This is a genomic window from Olivibacter sitiensis DSM 17696, assembly GCF_000427965.1.
Taxonomy (GTDB): domain Bacteria; phylum Bacteroidota; class Bacteroidia; order Sphingobacteriales; family Sphingobacteriaceae; genus Olivibacter; species Olivibacter sitiensis.
In genome coordinates this window covers 22,066-40,974 of sequence record NZ_ATZA01000007.1, presented here as the reverse complement: position 1 = coordinate 40,974, position 18,909 = coordinate 22,066, and the positions used below count along the sequence as shown (strand labels likewise).

The window sequence follows — 18,909 nt, the reverse complement described above, 5'->3', positions numbered from 1 at the left end:
ATAGATGAAAAAAGTAATATTGTTTTCAGTCCTATCTCTAGTCTGGGCCCTACATGTGAAAGCGGCGGATTTCTTTCCTACGTCACTCACGTGCGAATTTGCTGAAAACCCCTTGGGATTAGCAACTTCATCGCCAAGATTTAGCTGGGCGATAGCAGCTGGGAGAAACGACGTAAAGCAGTCGGCATATGAGTTGTTGGTAAGCGAGACGGTGGATGGTTTGCAGGCAGCAGAAACTACCACCTGGTGCAGTGGGAAAGTGCATTCCGACCAATCCGTGCTGGTGGAATGGAATGGCAAGCCCATTAAACCTTTCCAACGCTACTATTGGAAAGTACGTGTATTCAACGTCGAAGGGATAGCATCTGAGTGGAGCGATCCCGCTTGGTTTGAGACAGCGATGCTTTCTCAGAAAGACTGGAAAGCCCATTGGATAGGTGACGGACAACAACAGTTTGAAAAGGATGAAGAGTTCTATCAAGATGATCCCATGCCGCTCTTCCGAAAGGAGTTTGACGTGAAAAGGGACATTGCCTCCGCCCGCTTGTATATCTGCGGACTCGGTTACTACGAGGCATCGTTTAATGGCAAAAAAGTGAGCGAAAACATCCTCGATCCTGGATGGACAGCGCACCGTAAGGAAGTGCTATATGTAACGCATGACGTAACCGGGATGATAAAGAAGGGCAAAAACGTAGCGGGCGTGATGCTGGGCAATGGCTGGTACAACCCTTTGCCACTTCGCTTGTTTGGGCGTTTCAACCTGCGTGATCACCAGCAGACAGGGCGCCCTATAGTGAAAGCGCAGCTTTTATTGACATATAAGGACGGCACCACGGAAACAATCGTGACGGACGAATCATGGAGCACGGCAAAAGGACCGGTCATCCGAAACAATATTTACCTTGGAGAACGTTACGATGCTCAACTTGAAGTGAAAAACTGGAATAGGGCAGGGACTGATCCGTCGCTATGGAAACCTGCGGTAATAGAACAAGGTCCCGATGGCCTGCTTGTTCCGCAACTGCAGCCCCCCGTGCGAATCAGGGAAGTCGTGAAGCCAGTGAGTGTCTGGCAGACCGAGCAGGGAAGCTATATCGTCGATATGGGCGTGAATTTTGCCGGAGTTGCTCGAATTAAGCTAAAGGGCAGCCGTGGTACCCAAGTTACGCTCCGATATGGGGAGGATATATATGCTGATAGTACGCTCAACTGGATGACGAGCGTGGCAGGTCAGATCAAAAGTGCCTGGGGGATCAAAGGCGGGCCGGGTGCTCCTCCAGATGCTTATCAGGAGGATGCTTATGTACTTAAAGGAGGAGCTACTGAAGAATATACGCCTCATTTCACGTTTCATGGATTCCGATATGTGGAAGTGTTCGGCTGGCCAGGCAAGTTGACCACAGAAAATGTGGAGGGTATCCGCCTTGCTGCCAATTTGAAGACTAACGGCACATTTGCCTGTTCCAATGACATGTTCAATCAGCTACATGACGTCACTTTGCGAACTTTTCTAAGTAACGTGTTCAGCGTGCAGTCCGACTGCCCTGCCCGTGAAAAAATGGGGTATGGGGGTGATATGTTTGCCGTAGCCGAATCGTACATCTACAACTTCGATATGGCCAGCTTTTATTGGAAAACCGTGCGCGATTTCATCAACGACCAAAGGCCTGAAGGAGGTATCACGGAGATTGCACCTTTTACCGGTATTGCAGACAAGGGATTGGGCGACGATTCCGGACCCTTAGGCTGGCAATTGGCATTTCCTTATCTTCAGAAAAAAGTATATGAGTTTTATGGAGACAAACGAATCATTGCACATTGTTATCCCATGTTCGTGAAGCAAATGGACTTTATACAATCAAAAGCCATCAACGGGCTGTTTCATTGGGATATTGGCGACCACAATGCGCTTGACCCTCGGGCTGAAGCTTTTTCCGCAAGTGCCTTCTATTATCACCATGCAAAACTAATTGCCGAATTTGCAGCTATATTGGGTAAGGATGAAGATGCTGCACGCCACGAAACGTTGGCTGCGAATATCAAAAGGCTAATTACTCGCAAATATCTGATGCCGGGCACCGGACGCTTTGACAATGCCACGCAGGCGGCACAGCTATTTGCGTTATATTATGACTTTTCGCCCGAAGCGGATTTGACATTCGATGTGCTGTTGAAGGAGTATGAACGCCATAATTGGCACTTATCTACAGGGATTTTTGCCGCGAAGATGGGATTCGATGTCTTGCGCAAAAAAAATATGAATCATATTGCCTACCGCTTAGCCAATCAACGCGACTTTCCAAGCTGGGGATATATGCTCGCCGAAGGAGCCACCTCTCTTTGGGAATCGTGGCAATATCCCGAAAGTAGCCCATCGCAAAACCACCCGATGTTTGGTTCTACAGAAGAATGGTTTTTCCGTTCCTTGCTGGGCATCAATCCTGCAAAGCCCGGTTTCAAGGAAGTGCAGATTAAGCCGCAACCTGGAGGTGACCTTACTTGGGCCAAGGGAACGTACAACTCTCCCTATGGACTGATCGTGTCCGACTGGGCGATAGTGGGCAATACCTATACCATAGCGGTCGAGATTCCTGGAAATACAACGGCCACGGTTTATGTTAAAAGTAAAAAAGATGGTGTCGTGAGAGCAACCCCGGGAGCCTCCTTTGTCCAATGGGAAGATGGTTTTGCCGTATACAGTGTTGCCTCGGGGAAATACCTTTTTGAAACGGATGATTCCCAGTAGCACGAAAATTTTAGATTTTGAAAAGATGATCGATAAAAACATTGAAAAATTGGCCTTGACACTTCTTTTTCTCTTCGTATTTACTCCCTTGCGTGGACAAGCGCCAAGGTTGATAGTCCGTTCAGATGATTTGGCGGCGTTTCATTCGATAAATAGGGCATCAATAGATACCTATGTAAACGGAATTACTACTTCTGTAGAAGTAATACCTGTTGCCGCATGGTTGCCCGAAGCAGTAGAATTGCTTCGGGAACATTCGGGCGTGGACGTGGGGGTACATTTGGCCATTACCAGTGAATGGGAAAATATAAAATGGCGGCCGTTGACACATTGTCCCAGCTTGACGGATAGTAATGGCTTTTTCTACCCAATGATTTGGCCCAATGCCGCTTATCCGAATCAGTCCGTTATGGAGAATGATTGGCAGCTCTCGGAAATAGAAGCCGAATTCAGGGCGCAAATAGAGCTAATGCTAAAGAATGTTCCATGGACAAGTCACCTCTCTGGACATATGGGCTCGATGAGTTTTGACGAAAAAGTGCTGATGATGGTCAAAAAACTGGCGAAAGAGTATAATCTAATAGTAATAGAAGGTGATGACTATAATATACAACGCATTAGCTATGATGGTCCGAAGAATACTTTTCAAGAAAAAGAATCAAGTTTCATCAAGATGTTGGATGGACTAGAGCATGGCAAGGAATACCTGTTCGTTGACCATCCCGCATTAAATAATGAAGAACTTGAATCAGTTGGGCATATCGGATATGAAAACATGGCGGAAGACCGTCACGGCGTGACAGATTTGTTAAGGAGCGAGAAAGTGAAAAAAATGATAAATGCAAAGGGAATTGAGCTAATTGACTACAAAGACCTTCTTAAGAAAGCTGAGAAATAGGCTTTGAGGAGTCCACATCTTTTATGAATTTATCCATTATTGACATGGTATTATTTGTTTTTGCTAAATTAGTCACTTCGACTTAATTTGCGAGAGGCGGTGTTGGAAATTTTCGACATCTGCTGTTAGACACTATTCAAAAATTAATTAAATCGATATGTTGTGATGAATGATATCTTCCACATTTCAAAGTAAAACCAATTGTAACTTACATGAAGAAACACAAAAATTCAAGGAGATCTTTTTTGAAGCAAAGCTTAGCGATGGCTGTAGCGCCAGATTTGCTCATCGGAAAAGGCCGCTCTCCAACTTTTAAGCTAGCAGGAGCCAATGAGCGAGTCAACCCGGCCTGCATAGGTGCAGATAACGGGAGAGCAGAGATTATTGCCGAGTTGTATAACACAGGATTTGCCTCCAAAAACTTTCTACTGGCCTGCAAAGGAGAGGAAAAGACACGTTCGCCTTTTGAGGTGGCCGCGCCGCTGAGCCAGGTATTGGCACTGAGCGTCACAACGCGACGTTTAAATACGAAACTGGAGTTTAATCGAAAAACCAAGCGAATTACGAACAGCAAAATTGTGAATGACTTCCTTACAGGACCTCCGCCAAGGAAGGGTTGGGAACAATACTACCATGTTGTATAAGAGATAATGTAAATAATAGTAGATAATAAAAATACAGAAAAGGCCAAAGCAGACGATCGGTCACTGATAAAATACTGAAAGAATGAACACGAAAACAATGTATCCAAATTATACAAAGCTTGTTGCGCTGACGATGTTATTGTCATATGCTTTAACTGCCTTAGCGCAAAGCACAGAAGATAAACTGTTCAATGGAAAAGATCTGAAAGGATGGAAAATAGTGGGAGGTGATGCTCGATTCGACATAGAAAATGGCGAAATCGTGGGCACTGCTGTTGCAGGTACTGGCAATACTTTTCTTATAACGGAAAAAGAATACGGTGACTTTGTGCTTGAACTGGAAGTGAAGATAGAAAGCCCAACGGGCAACTCTGGAGTCCAGGTAAGGAGCCACTTGGATCCCTCGGGAAATAATGGGAAAGGGAAAGTATATGGCCGTCAGGCTGAGCTAGACCCTACGGCAAGAGCTTGGAGCGGTGGGATATATGATGAAGCACGTAGAGACTGGCTGTATCCAATGTCACTAAATGCCGGCGCGGCAACGGCCTATAAGAGGGAAAGCTACAACCATCTTAAAATAGAATGCATAGGAAATGAGATGAAAACCTGGGTAAATGGTATTCCCGCTGCATATGTAGTCGACACCTTGGATACACAGGGATTCATCGGCTTGCAGGTGCATGCCATTTCAAATGAAAAAGATGCAGGAAAACGAGTTTGGTTTCGTAATATCAAACTCAAAACCTCCAATCTGGTGCCCACACCTTTTCCGTCAGGTATTTATGTTGTCAATAATATCCCCAATTTTCTGAATGCTTATGAGGAACAAGACGGCTGGAAGCTGCTGTTCGACGGAAAAAGCTCGGCAGGATGGCTGGGGGCCTATAAAAACGCCTTCCCTAGCAAAGGTTGGGATATCAGCAAAGGAACGATTAGCGTATTGCCCGCCGCGGGGGAAGAATCTACCAATGGAGGTGATATCGTGACAAAAGATCAATATGGGGCATTTGATCTTTCATTCGAATTTAAGCTTAGTCCAGGTGCAAACAGTGGGGTGAAGTATTTTGTGACACTTTCTGAAAAAAATGCTGGCTCGGCTATCGGACTAGAATATCAAATATTGGATGATGCCTTACATCCGGATGCCAAGCTGGGGCGAGATGGTAACCGCACCTTGGCATCGCTCTATGATCTCATCAAGGCAGAAAAACAACAGCGATTCGTGCACAAGATAGGAGAATGGAACCAAGGTAGGGTAGTGGTATACCCGGACAATAGGGTAGAGCATTACCTAAATGGTGTTAAGGTGCTGGAATATGTGCGCGGTTCCGAGCTTTATCGGGAGTTGGTGGCAAAAAGTAAGTATAAGGACTGGAAAGACTTTGGCGAGGCGGCGCAAGGGCATATCCTGCTCCAGGACCATGGAGATTTGGTGAGTTTTAGAAGCATCAAGATTAAGGTGCTCCGCTAGGCCGTAGCGAAGCCCTTAATCTTGATGTGCTTCATGATGATGTCGGCATGTATTCGACTGTTCTCGATGAACCACAAGTGCGTGTTCATACCTCCACAAACTACTCCGGCAAGATAAAGTCCGGAGATGTTTGTCTCCATCGTATCCGTATTGTGAGCGGGTATGAGAGAATCATCGCTCGACAGCTGAATGCCTATTTTCTCTAAAAAGGCAAAGTCTGGCTGGTATCCAGTAAGAGCGAGCACAAAATCATTGGCAATGGTCTCTACCCTTCCTTCGGGGGTCTGTATGTCCACTTCGTTTGGTCTGATTGCCAAGAGGCAGCTGTTGAAGTAGGCTTTTATGCTGCCTTCGGCAATTCGGTTTTCAATATCGGGCCTAACCCAATATTTGACGCGCTCGCCGATAGTGTCACGACGAATTACCATTGTCACTTCGGCACCTTTGCGGAAGGTTTCCAAGGCGGCATCAACCGACGAGTTACTGCTGCCTATAACCACCACCTTTTGATAGGCATAGTAATGTGGATCATCATAATAATGCCTTACCTTCGAGAGCTCTTCCCCTTCAATATTCATGAGGTTGGGTTTGTCGTAAAATCCTGTTGCAACGATTACGAACCTACTCCGATATTCACTCTTGCTGCTTTTGGTGATGAATTGTCCGTCTTCTTTCTTTTCCACATTTAACACCTCCTCAAATAGGCGTACGTTAAGCGAAAATTTGTCTTGCACCCTTCTGTAATATTCCAATGCCTCTGCTCTTTTGGGCTTGGGATTAGTTGTTACAAATGGTGTTTCACCTATTTCAAGCTTTTCTGAGGTGGAAAAGAAAGTCATATTAACAGGGTAATTGTAAAGGGAATTGACTAAACAACCTTTCTCTAGGATAATGTGAGATAGGCCAGCTTGCTTGGCAGCAATGCCACAGGCAAGTCCAATTGGGCCACCACCGATAATCAATATGTCAAAAGTTTCCATATTCCGTTGAGCTTAGAAAAAAAGCAGAATCCGAGACCAATAGTATTTGGCCTCGGATATCCGTTATTTGCGAGGTCGGTAACGACCGTAGTGTCGAATTAAGGTATTGGAACAGCTGACTTTTCAGCCGCCTTTGCATGGTCGGCCAAGAACTGGGCTAGACCACTGTCTGTCAAGGGATGTTTTAACAAGGATAAAATGGCAGATAAAGGTCCTGTCATTACATCAGCACCTATTTTGGCACATTCCAGGATATGCATCGTATGGCGCACAGACGCGGCGAGGATCTGTGTCTCGTAAGCATAATTGTCGTAAATTAAGCGAATGTCTTCGATCAAGTCAAGACCATTGGTGGAAATGTCGTCCAAACGACCAATGAAAGGCGATACGTATGTGGCACCAGCTTTGGCCGCTAGTAAGGCCTGGCCAGCGGAGAAAACTAATGTACAGTTTGTCTTAATACCCTGACTGCTAAAATACTTAATGGCCTTTACACCATCTTTTATCATAGGTACCTTTACCACGATTTTGTCATTTAGTTTTGCCAAAGCGAGGCCCTCTTGAACCATATTTTCAAAATCGGTGGAAATAACTTCTGCGCTGACATCGCCGTCTACTATGTTGCAAATAGCCTTATAGTGCTCTATAACAGCTTCATTGCCGCTGATGCCTTCTTTGGCCATTAAACTGGGATTGGTCGTTACCCCATCCAAAACACCCAAATCTTGAGCCTCTTGTATTTGCGCAAGGTTGGCAGTGTCTATAAAAAATTTCATCTTCTTATTGTATAGCGTTAAACTAACTCTGTGAGGAACAAAGGTAAAGAATTTGGATGATTTATGGATTGTGATGAAAGATATTTTCCGGGAATTAAGAAAAAAAAATGGGCAAGCCCCTTTTATCGCACCGCTCAACCCTCTACCCTTGCTGCGTTCCCACCCTGGGGGAGTTAAAGGGGAGCTGGTCGTAAAAGACTTACCCACCGCAAAAGTAAGAAAAAAAACAACTATCCAACAATTAAATGACTGGTTTTGCTTAGGGTGCTGATTGTCAGCGGGAATTTTTTCCCTATATAGCATAGCTAAGTAATAGGCTTTAAATGGGCATATTGTATTGAAATCTGTTGAAGAAATCACTGTCGAAGCTAGGGTGAGAGGTAATTTTTTGTCAAAAAAAATATTAGAATGTTTAATAAATATAATTGGATTTATTAATTTAGCAAATCAAAACTAACTAAGCGAGCAACAATGAGTGTAAACGATATGTCGTGTAAGGGACTTTATCGCCCTGATTTTGAGCATGATTCTTGCGGCGTGGGCTTTGTGGCCAATATAAAGGGTGCAAAGAGCCATAAGCAAGTGCAAGACGCACTTACCATGTTGGAGAATATGGAACATCGAGGCGCTTGTGGATGCGACCCCGAAACAGGCGACGGAGCGGGCATAATGATTCAGATTCCACATGAGTTTCTTTGGGAAGAGTGTATTTCCCTTTCTATACGTCTTGGAGAACCGGGATATTACGGTGTGGGGATGACTTTTCTCCCACGAGACGAGAAGTTAAGGGAGCAAAGCAAGGAAATAATAGAACGTTCGGCAGAGGAACGTGGGCTTAAGTTCTTGGGATATCGAGAGGTGCCGGTCACCCCAGAAGGCGTAGGTCCAACGGCCCTTAGCGTGGAACCCCATATTGTCCAGTTTTTTGTGGAAAGGCCAAAAGAAATAAAAAACAAAGACGATTTTGAAAGAAAGTTGTACATACTGCGTAGATCAATAATAAAAAAAATCAAGCAGATACCGAACGCCTTTGAGCAGTTCTACATTCCCTCCCTTTCGTGTAAGACAATCGTGTACAAGGGGCAATTGACTACCTATCAAGTTAGATCTTACTACAACGATTTGTCGGACGAACGCGTGGTTTCGGCTTTCGGTTTGGTACACTCCCGTTTTTCAACCAATACCAACCCTTCATGGAAACTGGCTCAGCCTTTTCGTATGGTGGCTCATAACGGTGAGATCAATACCTTAACAGGAAATTTAAACCGTTTTTATGCAGGACTGAGATCCCTATCTTCACCCTATTTTAGCGAGGAGGAGCTGGATATCCTCTTGCCGGTAGTAGATGCCAATCAATCGGACTCTGCTTCCTTGGATAATGTGGTGGAGCTCCTTTTACATAGCGGTCGTTCGTTGCCTCATGTCATGCTCATGCTAGTGCCCGAGGCTTGGGACGGGAACGAAGAAATGGATCCATTGCGTAAAGCATTTTACGAGTATCACGCCACCATCATGGAGCCGTGGGATGGGCCAGCGGCATTGTGTTTCACCAATGGATATACTATAGGCGCCATGTTGGACCGTAATGGCTTAAGGCCGTTGCGTTATGCGGTGACCAATGACGACCGCGTTGTCGTCGCTTCAGAAGCGGGCGCTTTGCCCATAGATGAAAGCACCATCATAGCCAAGGGAAGGCAACAGCCAGGGAAGATTTTCTTGATTGACATGGAGAAAGGAGAAATTCTGAGCGACGTAGAAATCAAAGACGATTTGGCAAAAAAACAACCCTACGGAGAATGGTTGGAGCAGTATAAGATTAATATCAACGATCTGGCCGAGCCGAGGGTTACCTTTACTTATTTGTCCAAAGAATCTGTTTTCAAATACCAGCAGATCTTCGGGTACTCGCGTGAAGATGTAGAGAATATTATTACTCCTATGGCCATCGATGGCAAGGAGCCTATAGGTTCAATGGGAAGTGACGTGCCTTTGGCCGTTTTGTCCGAGCAACCGCAACACTTAAGCAGCTATTTCAAGCAATATTTTGCCCAGGTTACCAATCCTCCCATTGATCCCATTAGGGAACGCTTGGTCATGAGTTTGGCTACCTTTATAGGCAATTCGGGGAATATTTTGGATGAAGATAAGATGCATTGCCACTGCGTAGCGCTGAAACATCCTATTGTCACAAGTAGAGATTTGGAGAAACTTAGAAGTATCGATACCGGGATATTTCAAGCCAAAACGTTGCAAATGTATTTCCGCGCGAGCGGAGAGCCAGGCGCCTTGGAAGACGGACTCACTAGGCTCTGCCGCTATGCTGAAGATGCGGTACGGGATGGCTTCGAGGTGCTTATTCTTTCCGATAGGGCAATTGATTCACAACATGCTGCTATCCCGTCCCTATTGGCGGTATCTGCAGTGCACCACCATTTGATCAAAACGGGTTATAGGGGCGCAGTGGGGCTAGTTATAGAAGCTGGAGATGTTTGGGAAGTACATCATTTTGCCTGTTTATTAGCATTTGGAGCTACGGCTATCAATCCTTATATGGCCTTGGCCACCATCAGGACCTTGAAGGAACAGCAGGTGATAGATACGCCACTAAGTTTTCAGGAATTGTCGGATAATTATGTTGGCGCGGTATGTGCTGGCCTTTTGAAGATCTTCTCCAAGATGGGAATTTCTACGCTCCAGTCATATAGCGGCGCGCAGATCTTTGAGGTGTTAGGTATCCATAAAAATGTCGTAGACAAATATTTTTGTGGTGCAGTATCGCGTATTGGAGGTTTGCAGCTAGATGACATAGCACGTGAAGTACTGGCCAAGCACCGTTATGGGTTTGCAAATGAGACGGGGACCCATCTATTACCAGAAGGGGGGATCTATCAATGGAGACGGCGAGGCGAAGTACACCTTTTTAATCCAGATACGATCCATTTGTTGCAGCATGCTTGTCGAACAGGTAACTATGAGCTGTATAAACGTTATGCGCATCTCGTTAACGATCAAAAGGACAAGATGTATACCTTGCGAGGTCTTCTTGATTTTGCAAAACATCGAGCTTCCATTCCTATTGATGAGGTAGAAAGTGCGGAAAGTATTCTAAAGCGTTTTGCCACTGGGGCCATGTCTTTTGGCTCTATTTCACATGAGGCTCATTCTACCCTAGCAATCGCCATGAATCGTATAGGTGCAAAAAGCAATACCGGTGAGGGAGGTGAGGACGAAATGCGTTATATACCGCTTCCGAACGGCGATTCTATGCGCTCTGCTATCAAACAAATTGCATCGGCGCGCTTTGGAGTGACCTCGCATTATCTGACGGAAGCGGACGAATTGCAGATAAAGATGGCCCAAGGAGCAAAACCAGGAGAAGGGGGGCAGTTGCCCGGCCATAAGGTAGATGCTTGGATAGCCAAAACTAGGCATTCAACTCCAGGTGTAGGGTTGATATCGCCTCCTCCCCATCACGATATCTATTCTATCGAAGATTTGAAACAGCTGATTTTTGATTTGAAGAATGCCAATAGGGATGCGCGTATCAATGTGAAGCTGGTATCCAAAGCGGGGGTAGGAACCATTGCCGCTGGTGTAGCGAAAGCACATGCCGACGTGATCTTGATCGCTGGATTTGATGGAGGTACTGGAGCCTCTCCCATTAGTTCCATCAAGCATGCAGGATTACCTTGGGAGCTTGGTCTGGCTGAAGCACAGCAAACCTTGGTGCAAAACCAATTGCGTAGCAGAGTGGTATTGCAAGCTGATGGACAGATGAAGACCGGAAGGGATCTGGCGGTTGCCACATTGTTGGGAGCAGAGGAATGGGGCGTGGCGACAGCAGCGCTGGTAGCTGGTGGCTGTGTAATGATGCGTAAGTGCCACTTGAATACTTGTCCGGTCGGAATAGCGACACAAGATCCTGAATTGAGAAAGCTCTTCTCAGGAAAACCCGAAGATATTGTCAACTTGTTTAAATTCTTGGCAGAGGAATTACGTGAAATCATGGCCGAGCTAGGTTTTAGATCCATCAATGAAATGGTGGGACGTTCTCAATTCCTCAAAGTTAGGGAGAACATTGACCACTGGAAGGTGAATAAACTGGAATTGGATCAGATTCTATATGCTGCGCCAAACCCTACGGGAGCAAGTTTGTATCAGACGGAGCAGCAAGATCACGGCATGGACATGATACTGGACTGGGGGCTGCTGAAGCAAGCTAAGCCGGCTTTGGAGAATAAAACGCCCGTGTTTGGTGTTTTTGAAGTGAAAAATACGGATAGAACGGTAGGTACCTTGCTCTCTAACGAGGTGTCTAAGCGATACGGTTCGGAGGGCTTGCCGGATAATACGATCAACTATAAATTCGTTGGTTCCGCAGGCCAGAGTTTTGGGGCTTTTGCCGCAAAAGGACTTTCCTTTGAACTGGAAGGCGAAGCAAACGATTATGTTGGCAAAGGATTGTCTGGTGCGCAACTCGCTATTTACGTTTCGGAAAAAAGCACGCTCACCCCACAAGAGAACATCATAATAGGCAATGTAGCCCTATATGGAGCAACTTCTGGACACCTTTTCGTTCGTGGAAAAGCAGGCGAGCGCTTTGCCGTCCGCAATTCGGGAGCCACCGCGGTGGTAGAGGGTATTGGTGATCACGGTTGTGAGTATATGACTGGAGGTAGAGCGCTTATCTTGGGTGAGACTGGCAGAAACTTCGGCGCAGGTATGAGCGGCGGTATTGCTTGGGTATATGACGTGGATAAGGATTTTCGAAAAAAATGCAATATGGAAATGGTAGATCTAGATCCACTTTCGGTAGAAGATGAAACCCAAATTATTGCCCTGTTGAAGCGTCATATAGCTTTGACCGGCAGCCAACTGGCTTATGCCATTGTTTCCAACTGGAAAGAAGAGCGCAACAGTTTTGTAAAGGTCTTTCCAAAGGAGTACAAGAAGGTGCTTCAAGGAAAAATGTTGGAAGAAAAGATCCACTAGCCAAAATAAAAAGCAAAAAGTTAAAAAGTAAAAAAAGCGTACCGCTCAAAACTACCAGTGTACGATAAACATAACGCGAGACACGGCCATGACTACAGATATAACAGGATTTAAAAAATATAGTAGAAAGACTCCTAAAAAAGATCCGATAAAGGAAAGGGTGCAGAATTATAAGGAATTTGTACACCTATATAGCGAGGAGGAGTTGAACAAACAATCGGCGCGGTGCATGGATTGTGGGATTCCATTTTGCCATTCTGGCTGTCCTTTAGGTAATGTGATACCCGAGTTCAACGAAGCCGTCTACAATGCAAAATGGGAAGAGGCATACGATATTTTGGTGTCTACCAATAATTTTCCCGAATTTACAGGCAGGATTTGTCCTGCCCCTTGTGAATCGGCTTGTGTGCTAGGTATTCACAATAAACCCGTGACCATAGAGGAAATAGAAAAGCATATTATTGAAATAGCCTTTAACAAAGGTTTCGTAAAAGCAAACACCAGTTTCCACAAGACTGGAAAACGAATAGCAGTAGTGGGGTCTGGTCCTGCGGGCTTAGCGGCTGCGGCACAGTTGATTAGAGTAGGCCATGAGGTGGTGGTTTATGAACGCGATGACAAGGCTGGCGGTTTGCTTCAATATGGCATCCCGGATTTTAAATTGGAGAAATGGGTGATAGAAAGGCGGATAAAGCTATTGGAAGAGGAAGGCGTTGTTTTTCGTTTCAATGCGGAAGTGGGAAAGAACGTGCCAACGGCCGAAATTATGGCCTACGATGCCGTAATATTGGCAGTGGGATCTACGGTTCCTAGAAATCTAGATATTCCTGGAAAGGAGCTCAAGGGAGTGCACTTTGCCATGGACTATTTGAAGCAACAAAACAAGCGGGTGGCAGGTCTTCCAGTAGAGGGCGAAGATATATTGGCTACGGGAAAACACGTGCTAGTGATAGGTAGTGGCGATACCGGATCCGACTGTGTTGGCACAGCCAATCGGCAAAAGGCAATCCGCGTAGGCCAAATAGCTTGGAAACCTATGTTGCCCATGGAACGCACTGTGGCGATGCCATGGCCTACGTTTCCACAATTGCACACCATTACCAGTTCGCATGAAGAGGGAGTTGAAAGGCATTACTCCCTCAATACAAAGGCTTTCGTAGGAGATGAAAATGGCCGTCTGAAAGGGGTGAAAGTTACACAGCTTTCTTGGGAGTTGGACGATTTCGGAAGGCCTACCAAGTTTGAGGAAAATCCTGATTCCGAATTGGAAATGCCTTGTGAACTGGCACTTATCGCTTTGGGTTTCAGCTGCCCTCAGTCTGAAGGCCTCCTTAAGGAGCTAGGAGTGGAACTGGATAGGCGAGGCAATGTTTTGGCCAATGAAAAGGACTATAAAACCAGCATCGATAAAGTGTTTGTAGCAGGCGATGCCAGACGCGGTCAATCGCTTGTGGTATGGGCTATCTCGGAAGGGAGGGAGGCCGCTCGTCAGGTGGACGAATTCCTGATGGGCCATAGCGTGTTGGAAACGAAGAATGCCGTGGCAGAATTTGCTAATTTTTAAAATAACGCGTGCCATAGCTTTGGTTTATAACCTCCAGTTATGGCGTGCTTTATTGTAATTTGATCTTCCTATAAAAATCCCAAAGCACTATGCCCGCAGATATCACCACATTAAAAGAGTGCTTGGTGCCAAATTGCGGTATTTCTATGCATGCATCTACCAGCGGCATAACCTCATCCGATACGCCATTTACCTCGTTGCCAAATATCAGCACGTATTTTTCATCTGCCAAAGGCTGGAATTGATGTAGGTAGGTACTCCCAGATGCTTGTTCTATGGCAATAATAGTATAGCCCTTTTTCTGCTTTTGCTCAATGGCAGCCTTGGTGTCTTCCACATAAACCCAATCTACTGACTGCGTGGCGCCTAGAGCCGTTTTCTCTATGTCGCGGTGGGGAGGTCTTCCCGTGATGCCACATAGGATCACTTGCTCAATGGCAAACCCATCCGATGTGCGAAATACGGAGCCTACGTTATGGAGGCTGCGCACATTGTCTAGCAATACAATTACAGGGAGCTTTTCCTGTTGTTTGAAATCTTCTATGGACACTCGGTCGAGTTCGTCCATGGATAATTTTTTCATGTGCCTAGAGGAAACAAAAAAACCTGTAACATTTGCCACAGGTTAGTATGATGAAATCAATATTGCTATTGTCTATTTCTTGTTTTGAGCAGCTAACTTGTCCAAAACCTCTTGGTTCTTGGCTATCTGACTAGTTGGGGATAGCTTTGAACGGCTTCCCAATTCGATGTTACGGCCAAGTTTTAGGAATTGGACTTCCAAACGTGAAACCGTTTTATTTCTTCTATCTTTTCTTTTTAAACGTGTAACTCCCATGGTTATATTTTTTCTATAAATCTTTTGAGGTCGGAAGCGGATTCGAACCGCTGTAGGAGCTTTTGCAGAGCTCAGCCTAGCCACTCGGCCATCCGACCGTTTTTCAAACGGACTGCAAAAATAGTAAAATATTATTTCAAAGCTAATTTTTAGTTTAAAAATTTCGAGTATTCCTCTTTATTTCCGAACAAAATATGGCGGTTGCCTGTGCCACGTTGAGTGACTCGGCTTCTCCAAATTTTGGAATGGTAACATGCTGCACGTCCTTTGTCAACAACTGCGCTCGAACACCATGGCCTTCGTTGCCCATGATAAGTAGGCCCGAAGTCCCAAAAGGCGTGTCGTAAATGGAGCGTCCGCCCAACATGGCCGCATATTGGGGCATGTCTGCCTCTGGAAGCCACCTGTCCAAATCTAGGTAATAGACGGCTACGTGCGCCAAAGAACCCATGGTGGCTTGCACGACCTTGGGGTTGTATGCCTCCACCGTGTCATTGGAGCATATGATCTGATGAATGCCAAACCAATCTGCCGTGCGAATAATAGTACCCATGTTTCCAGGGTCTTGAATGTTGTCCAAAACAATACTGAACTTGTTTTGCAGCAATGTCATGTCAGGTACTTCCGAAATGGGCATTTTGATGGTTGCCAAGATACCCTGAGGTGTTTTTAAGGCGCTTATTTTTTGCAGATCAGTCTCATCAATCAGGCTTTTGTTTATCTTTGGCGATAGTTTTTCAATTTGTACGGCAAATGGGGGCGTATAATAAATAGTTTCGATGGCATAACTTGAACGTATAAATTCCGTTATGGACTTTATACCCTCAGCAATGAACAATTGGTGTTCTTTTCTGAATTTTTTCAGGTGCAGGGATCGTAGGAAATGGAGTTGAGATTTTGAGAGCATTTCTTCAGAAAATAAAAGTTTCGTTTGCAATATTAGCGCTTTTGCCGCTATTTTTCGCATCGTGTCGTAGTACAAGATTATTAGAGGACGACCAAGCACTTGTGACAAAAGTAAAACTGAACGGTGTTAAGGATGATTTTACGGAGCAAGCCCAACAATATATCCAAAGAGATATCAGGCCCAACTCTAGGTTTAAGCTCTTTCTATATAACCTGGCCAATGCCAAAGGCGGACGTTATCGTACCGAAAGGGTTAGGAATGTAGGAGAAGCTCCCCGAATCTTGGATAGCACGCTGGTGGAGATTTCGAGAAACCAAATTGAGAAATTCCTCAATTCCAAAGGGTATTTTAATGCCGAGGTGAGCAGTTCCGTTGCCATTAGCAAAAAGAAGGCGACTGTTAAGTTTGACGTGAAACAAGGCGGAGCTTTTTCCATAAGGAATATTACCTACGTTGTGCCCGATACAGTATTGCTTGCCTTGTATGAAAACGAAAAGGGCAGTCAGCAAACGCTGCGCGAGGGGATGAGATATGATGCAGACTCGCTTGTAAACGAAAGGGAGAATACCTATAATATCTTTAGAAGGAACGGCTATTACGACTATTTGAGGCAATATGTCCGTTTTGATGTGGACTCCAGCTTGCATTCCTCTCAGGCAGATTTGGTCATGTATATCGACAATCCCCCAGAACAAGACAAACACGTTGTTTTTTATATTGATTCCAGTTTTGTAAATATAAGGGATAGTAGAGAAACTTTTGGAGATAGCACCTTTAAGCGCATGCCACAACCAAAGGGTGTTGTTTTCAACGATTTTTCCAAGAGAATACGTGCCAGACCACTGGCAAGATACATTTACAACACGCAAGGAGAGAAGTTCGACGTTTCCAAGGAGAATCTTACCTACGATAGACTTTACGAATTGAATATTTTTCGGGGGGTAAAAATAAGCTACGAAAAGAAAGACTCTACTAAGCTGAATGTAAACTACGACATCACTCCCATGAAACGAATGGGAAACAGGGTGGAAGGGGAATATACCTTTGCTTCTGGAAGAAATGGCTTCAACTTGGGAAATACTTACACGAATAGGAACCTTTTTGGTGGTGCCGAGCAATTAGAAATCAAAGCACGCTACGGCGTCCTGTTTGATTCACGTCTCAGTGGAGCACTCTGGAATAGGATTTGGAACAGGGACTTGCAAGTAGGCGCTACCTTGACTATTCCTCGCATTATCGTTCCTTTCAACATACCTGTGATGGGCAAAAATGGCATGCCACACACCGTTTTTGCCAGCAACCTCCAGGTGTTTGATCAAGTAAATACCTATAGTAATAGATACATTACAAATTCCATCACCTATAACTGGTATGAGACTAGGTATAAATTGCATGGCTTGACGCCGATTTTGGTTGAGTACCGGGATGGACGACTGGATCCTGGTTTTCTTCAGTATCTGACTGGCGAAGGATATGAGCTATATGTCCGAACTAATAACAGGGCTTATTTTGGCCTAGGTAGTCAATATTCCTATACGGTTAATACCCTACGCCTTAATTCATACGAGAACTTTTGGTTTTTTCGAGGTATGGCCGACGTGAGCGGCAATAGCTTGGCTCTCTTGTCTCGCTTATTCAGTTTTAGGGTAGACGAAGATGGCGAAAGAACAGTATTCAATGTGCCTTACCTGCAATATGCCAAAGTGGAGTTAGACCTAAGGCGCTACATGCACTTGGGAGCCGAGAGGCAATTTGTGGCCCGCATCAACGCAGGTGTAGGTGTGCCATACGGCAATAACCAAGAGTTTCTGATTTTCGAGAAGAGCTTTTTTGCTGGCGGGATGAACGATATGCGTGCTTGGCAAGCACGTACTTTGGGACCGGGAAATTATAATAGATCTATCTTGTCAGACTCCCTACGGTTGAACCTGAGAAATCTCGATCAATTGGGAGACATCAAAATAGTGGGCAATTTTGAGTACCGTTTCAAGCTTTTGAACGATTTCTTCGGAGCGAAATTGAAAGGCGCTGCATTCTCTGACATAGGCAATATTTGGAGACTCAAGGAAGAAGAAACAACGGGCGACCCGGCCGTATTTAAATGGGACAGGTTCTTAGGTCAGATGGCCATAGGTGCCGGTACTGGGCTGCGGTTTGACTTGGATTATTTCGTGTTTCGCTTTGACGTGGGGTTCAAAATAAAAGACCCACAGTTTACAGGGAGAAAGCAATGGGTCATTACCGAATTGTTTAATAGCAGGGAGTTTAAGCGCGAATATGCCCTAACGAATGCCCCTGATCCCTATAATTTTGTGCAGTATAATTTTGGTATCGGTATGCCTTTTTAGGAAAGCGGGATATCGATTTGCCAATAGTCTTCAGTTTATAAAGTTCTTAAGTCCCTGAAAAATGGTCTCCAAGACAGACCAAAGTTCCAATCCTTTGCTATAACCAAAATAACCAAGGGCAATCAGTGCGATAACCGCGATGATTAATAACCTTTTGTATAAGCTGGCGATTATGATCAGAACAACCGGTATTAAAAGTAAAAACATCCAGCTGATTTTTATAGGCTTGAGGCTGTCAGCTCCCTTGTATACGTAGTATAATTTGCTGAATGCTCCGTGTGTATTTTCATGCTTCAATAGGACAAATAGTGATTTGTCGATTTCTTGGGGTGATATGGCCACGCCATCATGAAAAACGAGCGATTGCTTGAATCCGTTAATAACAAAGCTATAGGTGCCATTGACGTGCTCCAGTGGCGTGTCGTTGCTGTCACAAGCAATAATGGCCAATTTGTTGTTCTTAATAAGATTTTCCTTCACAATAACGTTGGTTATGTCTCTTTTGATGTCTTGTGCTGGGCAAATGAAAGATAAGCAAAAAAGGGTAGTTAATAGGCCGTATTTTGCAATTATCCATCTATTTGTTGTTGTCATGGTGCTTACTACTCTTAAATAATGTAAACTAAAACCTAAGCATCTTTATTTTCGGGCAAGAGAAAGAGCGGACGTTTAGACAACACAAAGGTAATCATAATCCCAAACTGGATTAAATATAAAATTTGGACAGTAAAGACTATAAATA

13 protein-coding genes, 1 tRNA gene and 1 other RNA gene are annotated in these 18,909 nt (G+C 44.8%); 7 read left to right on the top strand and 8 right to left on the bottom strand.

Annotated features, from left to right (window positions below):
* Positions 1-4 precede the first annotated feature (4 nt).
* The 4 genes from A37S_RS0105495 (at position 5) to A37S_RS0105480 (ending at position 5,762) form a co-directional block, all read left to right on the top strand.
* Entirely contained in the window at positions 5-2,749 is a 2,745-nt protein-coding gene (locus tag A37S_RS0105495; protein WP_028296113.1) for a family 78 glycoside hydrolase catalytic domain, read from the top strand.
* A gap of 25 nt (positions 2,750-2,774) precedes the next feature.
* Positions 2,775-3,647, top strand: coding sequence for a ChbG/HpnK family deacetylase (locus A37S_RS23710; protein WP_084163770.1), 873 nt, complete (start codon positions 2,775-2,777; stop codon positions 3,645-3,647).
* 212 nt (positions 3,648-3,859) lie between these two features.
* A complete protein-coding gene (locus A37S_RS27710; RefSeq protein WP_028296112.1) occupies positions 3,860-4,291 on the top strand; it encodes a hypothetical protein in 432 nt (143 codons plus the stop codon).
* Positions 4,292-4,373: 82 nt separating this feature from the next.
* Positions 4,374-5,762 (top strand): 3-keto-disaccharide hydrolase, encoded by a 1,389-nt coding sequence (locus tag A37S_RS0105480; protein WP_245586318.1) that lies wholly within the window; start codon positions 4,374-4,376, stop codon positions 5,760-5,762.
* On the opposite strand, the gene A37S_RS0105475 is transcribed toward A37S_RS0105480, so the two are convergent.
* From A37S_RS0105475 to ffs, 3 genes are all read right to left on the bottom strand, one after another.
* Positions 5,759-6,742 (bottom strand): YpdA family putative bacillithiol disulfide reductase, encoded by a 984-nt coding sequence (locus A37S_RS0105475; protein ID WP_028296110.1) that lies wholly within the window; start codon positions 6,740-6,742, stop codon positions 5,759-5,761. The genes A37S_RS0105480 and A37S_RS0105475 overlap by 4 nt on opposite strands.
* Before the next feature lie 98 nt (positions 6,743-6,840).
* Positions 6,841-7,518: a fructose-6-phosphate aldolase gene (fsa, locus tag A37S_RS0105470; protein ID WP_028296109.1), complete on the bottom strand. Its 678-nt coding sequence runs from the start codon at positions 7,516-7,518 to the stop codon at positions 6,841-6,843.
* A 106-nt stretch (positions 7,519-7,624) separates the two neighbouring features.
* Positions 7,625-7,723: signal recognition particle sRNA small type (gene ffs, locus A37S_RS26560), an RNA gene on the bottom strand.
* 266 nt (positions 7,724-7,989) lie between these two features.
* Here ffs and gltB point away from each other — a divergent pair.
* Positions 7,990-12,510 carry a glutamate synthase large subunit gene (gene gltB / locus A37S_RS0105460; RefSeq protein WP_028296107.1) on the top strand — a complete coding sequence of 1,507 codons (4,521 nt, stop codon included), beginning with the start codon at positions 7,990-7,992 and terminating at the stop codon, positions 12,508-12,510.
* A gap of 88 nt (positions 12,511-12,598) precedes the next feature.
* Entirely contained in the window at positions 12,599-14,074 is a 1,476-nt protein-coding gene (locus A37S_RS0105455) for a glutamate synthase subunit beta (protein ID WP_036601472.1), read from the top strand.
* Between the two features lie 49 nt (positions 14,075-14,123).
* Here the strand turns inward: A37S_RS0105455 and A37S_RS0105450 are convergent, their stop codons facing one another.
* From A37S_RS0105450 to A37S_RS0105435, 4 genes are all read right to left on the bottom strand, one after another.
* Positions 14,124-14,657, bottom strand: coding sequence for an RNA methyltransferase (locus tag A37S_RS0105450; protein WP_028296105.1), 534 nt, complete (start codon positions 14,655-14,657; stop codon positions 14,124-14,126).
* A gap of 72 nt (positions 14,658-14,729) precedes the next feature.
* Positions 14,730-14,912, bottom strand: coding sequence for a hypothetical protein (locus tag A37S_RS27940; RefSeq protein WP_028296104.1), 183 nt, complete (start codon positions 14,910-14,912; stop codon positions 14,730-14,732).
* Positions 14,913-14,939: 27 nt separating this feature from the next.
* Positions 14,940-15,010 (bottom strand) — tRNA-Cys (locus tag A37S_RS0105440).
* A 56-nt stretch (positions 15,011-15,066) separates the two neighbouring features.
* A complete protein-coding gene (locus tag A37S_RS0105435) occupies positions 15,067-15,819 on the bottom strand; it encodes a TrmH family RNA methyltransferase (protein ID WP_028296103.1) in 753 nt (250 codons plus the stop codon).
* Here A37S_RS0105435 and tamL point away from each other — a divergent pair.
* Complete coding sequence (gene tamL / locus A37S_RS0105430) at positions 15,810-18,167, top strand: translocation and assembly module lipoprotein TamL (RefSeq protein WP_483823594.1); 2,358 nt, start codon at positions 15,810-15,812, stop codon at positions 18,165-18,167. The genes A37S_RS0105435 and tamL overlap by 10 nt on opposite strands.
* 30 nt (positions 18,168-18,197) lie before the next feature.
* On the opposite strand, the gene A37S_RS0105425 is transcribed toward tamL, so the two are convergent.
* Positions 18,198-18,761 carry a hypothetical protein gene (locus tag A37S_RS0105425; protein ID WP_245586316.1) on the bottom strand — a complete coding sequence of 188 codons (564 nt, stop codon included), beginning with the start codon at positions 18,759-18,761 and terminating at the stop codon, positions 18,198-18,200.
* Between the last annotated feature and the right edge of the window lie 148 nt (positions 18,762-18,909).

What these genes read in the sequence shown, in the direction of transcription:
- A37S_RS0105495 (WP_028296113.1), top strand. Translation starts at nt 5, where the DNA reads ATGAAAAAAGTAATATTGTTTTCAGTCCTATCTCTAGTCTGGGCCCTA.
- A37S_RS23710 (WP_084163770.1), top strand. Translation starts at nt 2,775, where the DNA reads ATGATCGATAAAAACATTGAAAAATTGGCCTTGACACTTCTTTTTCTC.
- A37S_RS27710 (WP_028296112.1), top strand. Translation starts at nt 3,860, where the DNA reads ATGAAGAAACACAAAAATTCAAGGAGATCTTTTTTGAAGCAAAGCTTA.
- A37S_RS0105480 (WP_245586318.1), top strand. Translation starts at nt 4,374, where the DNA reads ATGAACACGAAAACAATGTATCCAAATTATACAAAGCTTGTTGCGCTG.
- A37S_RS0105475 (WP_028296110.1), bottom strand. Translation starts at nt 6,742, where the DNA reads ATGGAAACTTTTGACATATTGATTATCGGTGGTGGCCCAATTGGACTT.
- fsa (WP_028296109.1), bottom strand. Translation starts at nt 7,518, where the DNA reads ATGAAATTTTTTATAGACACTGCCAACCTTGCGCAAATACAAGAGGCT.
- gltB (WP_028296107.1), top strand. Translation starts at nt 7,990, where the DNA reads ATGAGTGTAAACGATATGTCGTGTAAGGGACTTTATCGCCCTGATTTT.
- A37S_RS0105455 (WP_036601472.1), top strand. Translation starts at nt 12,599, where the DNA reads ATGACTACAGATATAACAGGATTTAAAAAATATAGTAGAAAGACTCCT.
- A37S_RS0105450 (WP_028296105.1), bottom strand. Translation starts at nt 14,657, where the DNA reads ATGAAAAAATTATCCATGGACGAACTCGACCGAGTGTCCATAGAAGAT.
- A37S_RS27940 (WP_028296104.1), bottom strand. Translation starts at nt 14,912, where the DNA reads ATGGGAGTTACACGTTTAAAAAGAAAAGATAGAAGAAATAAAACGGTT.
- A37S_RS0105435 (WP_028296103.1), bottom strand. Translation starts at nt 15,819, where the DNA reads ATGCTCTCAAAATCTCAACTCCATTTCCTACGATCCCTGCACCTGAAA.
- A37S_RS0105425 (WP_245586316.1), bottom strand. Translation starts at nt 18,761, where the DNA reads ATGACAACAACAAATAGATGGATAATTGCAAAATACGGCCTATTAACT.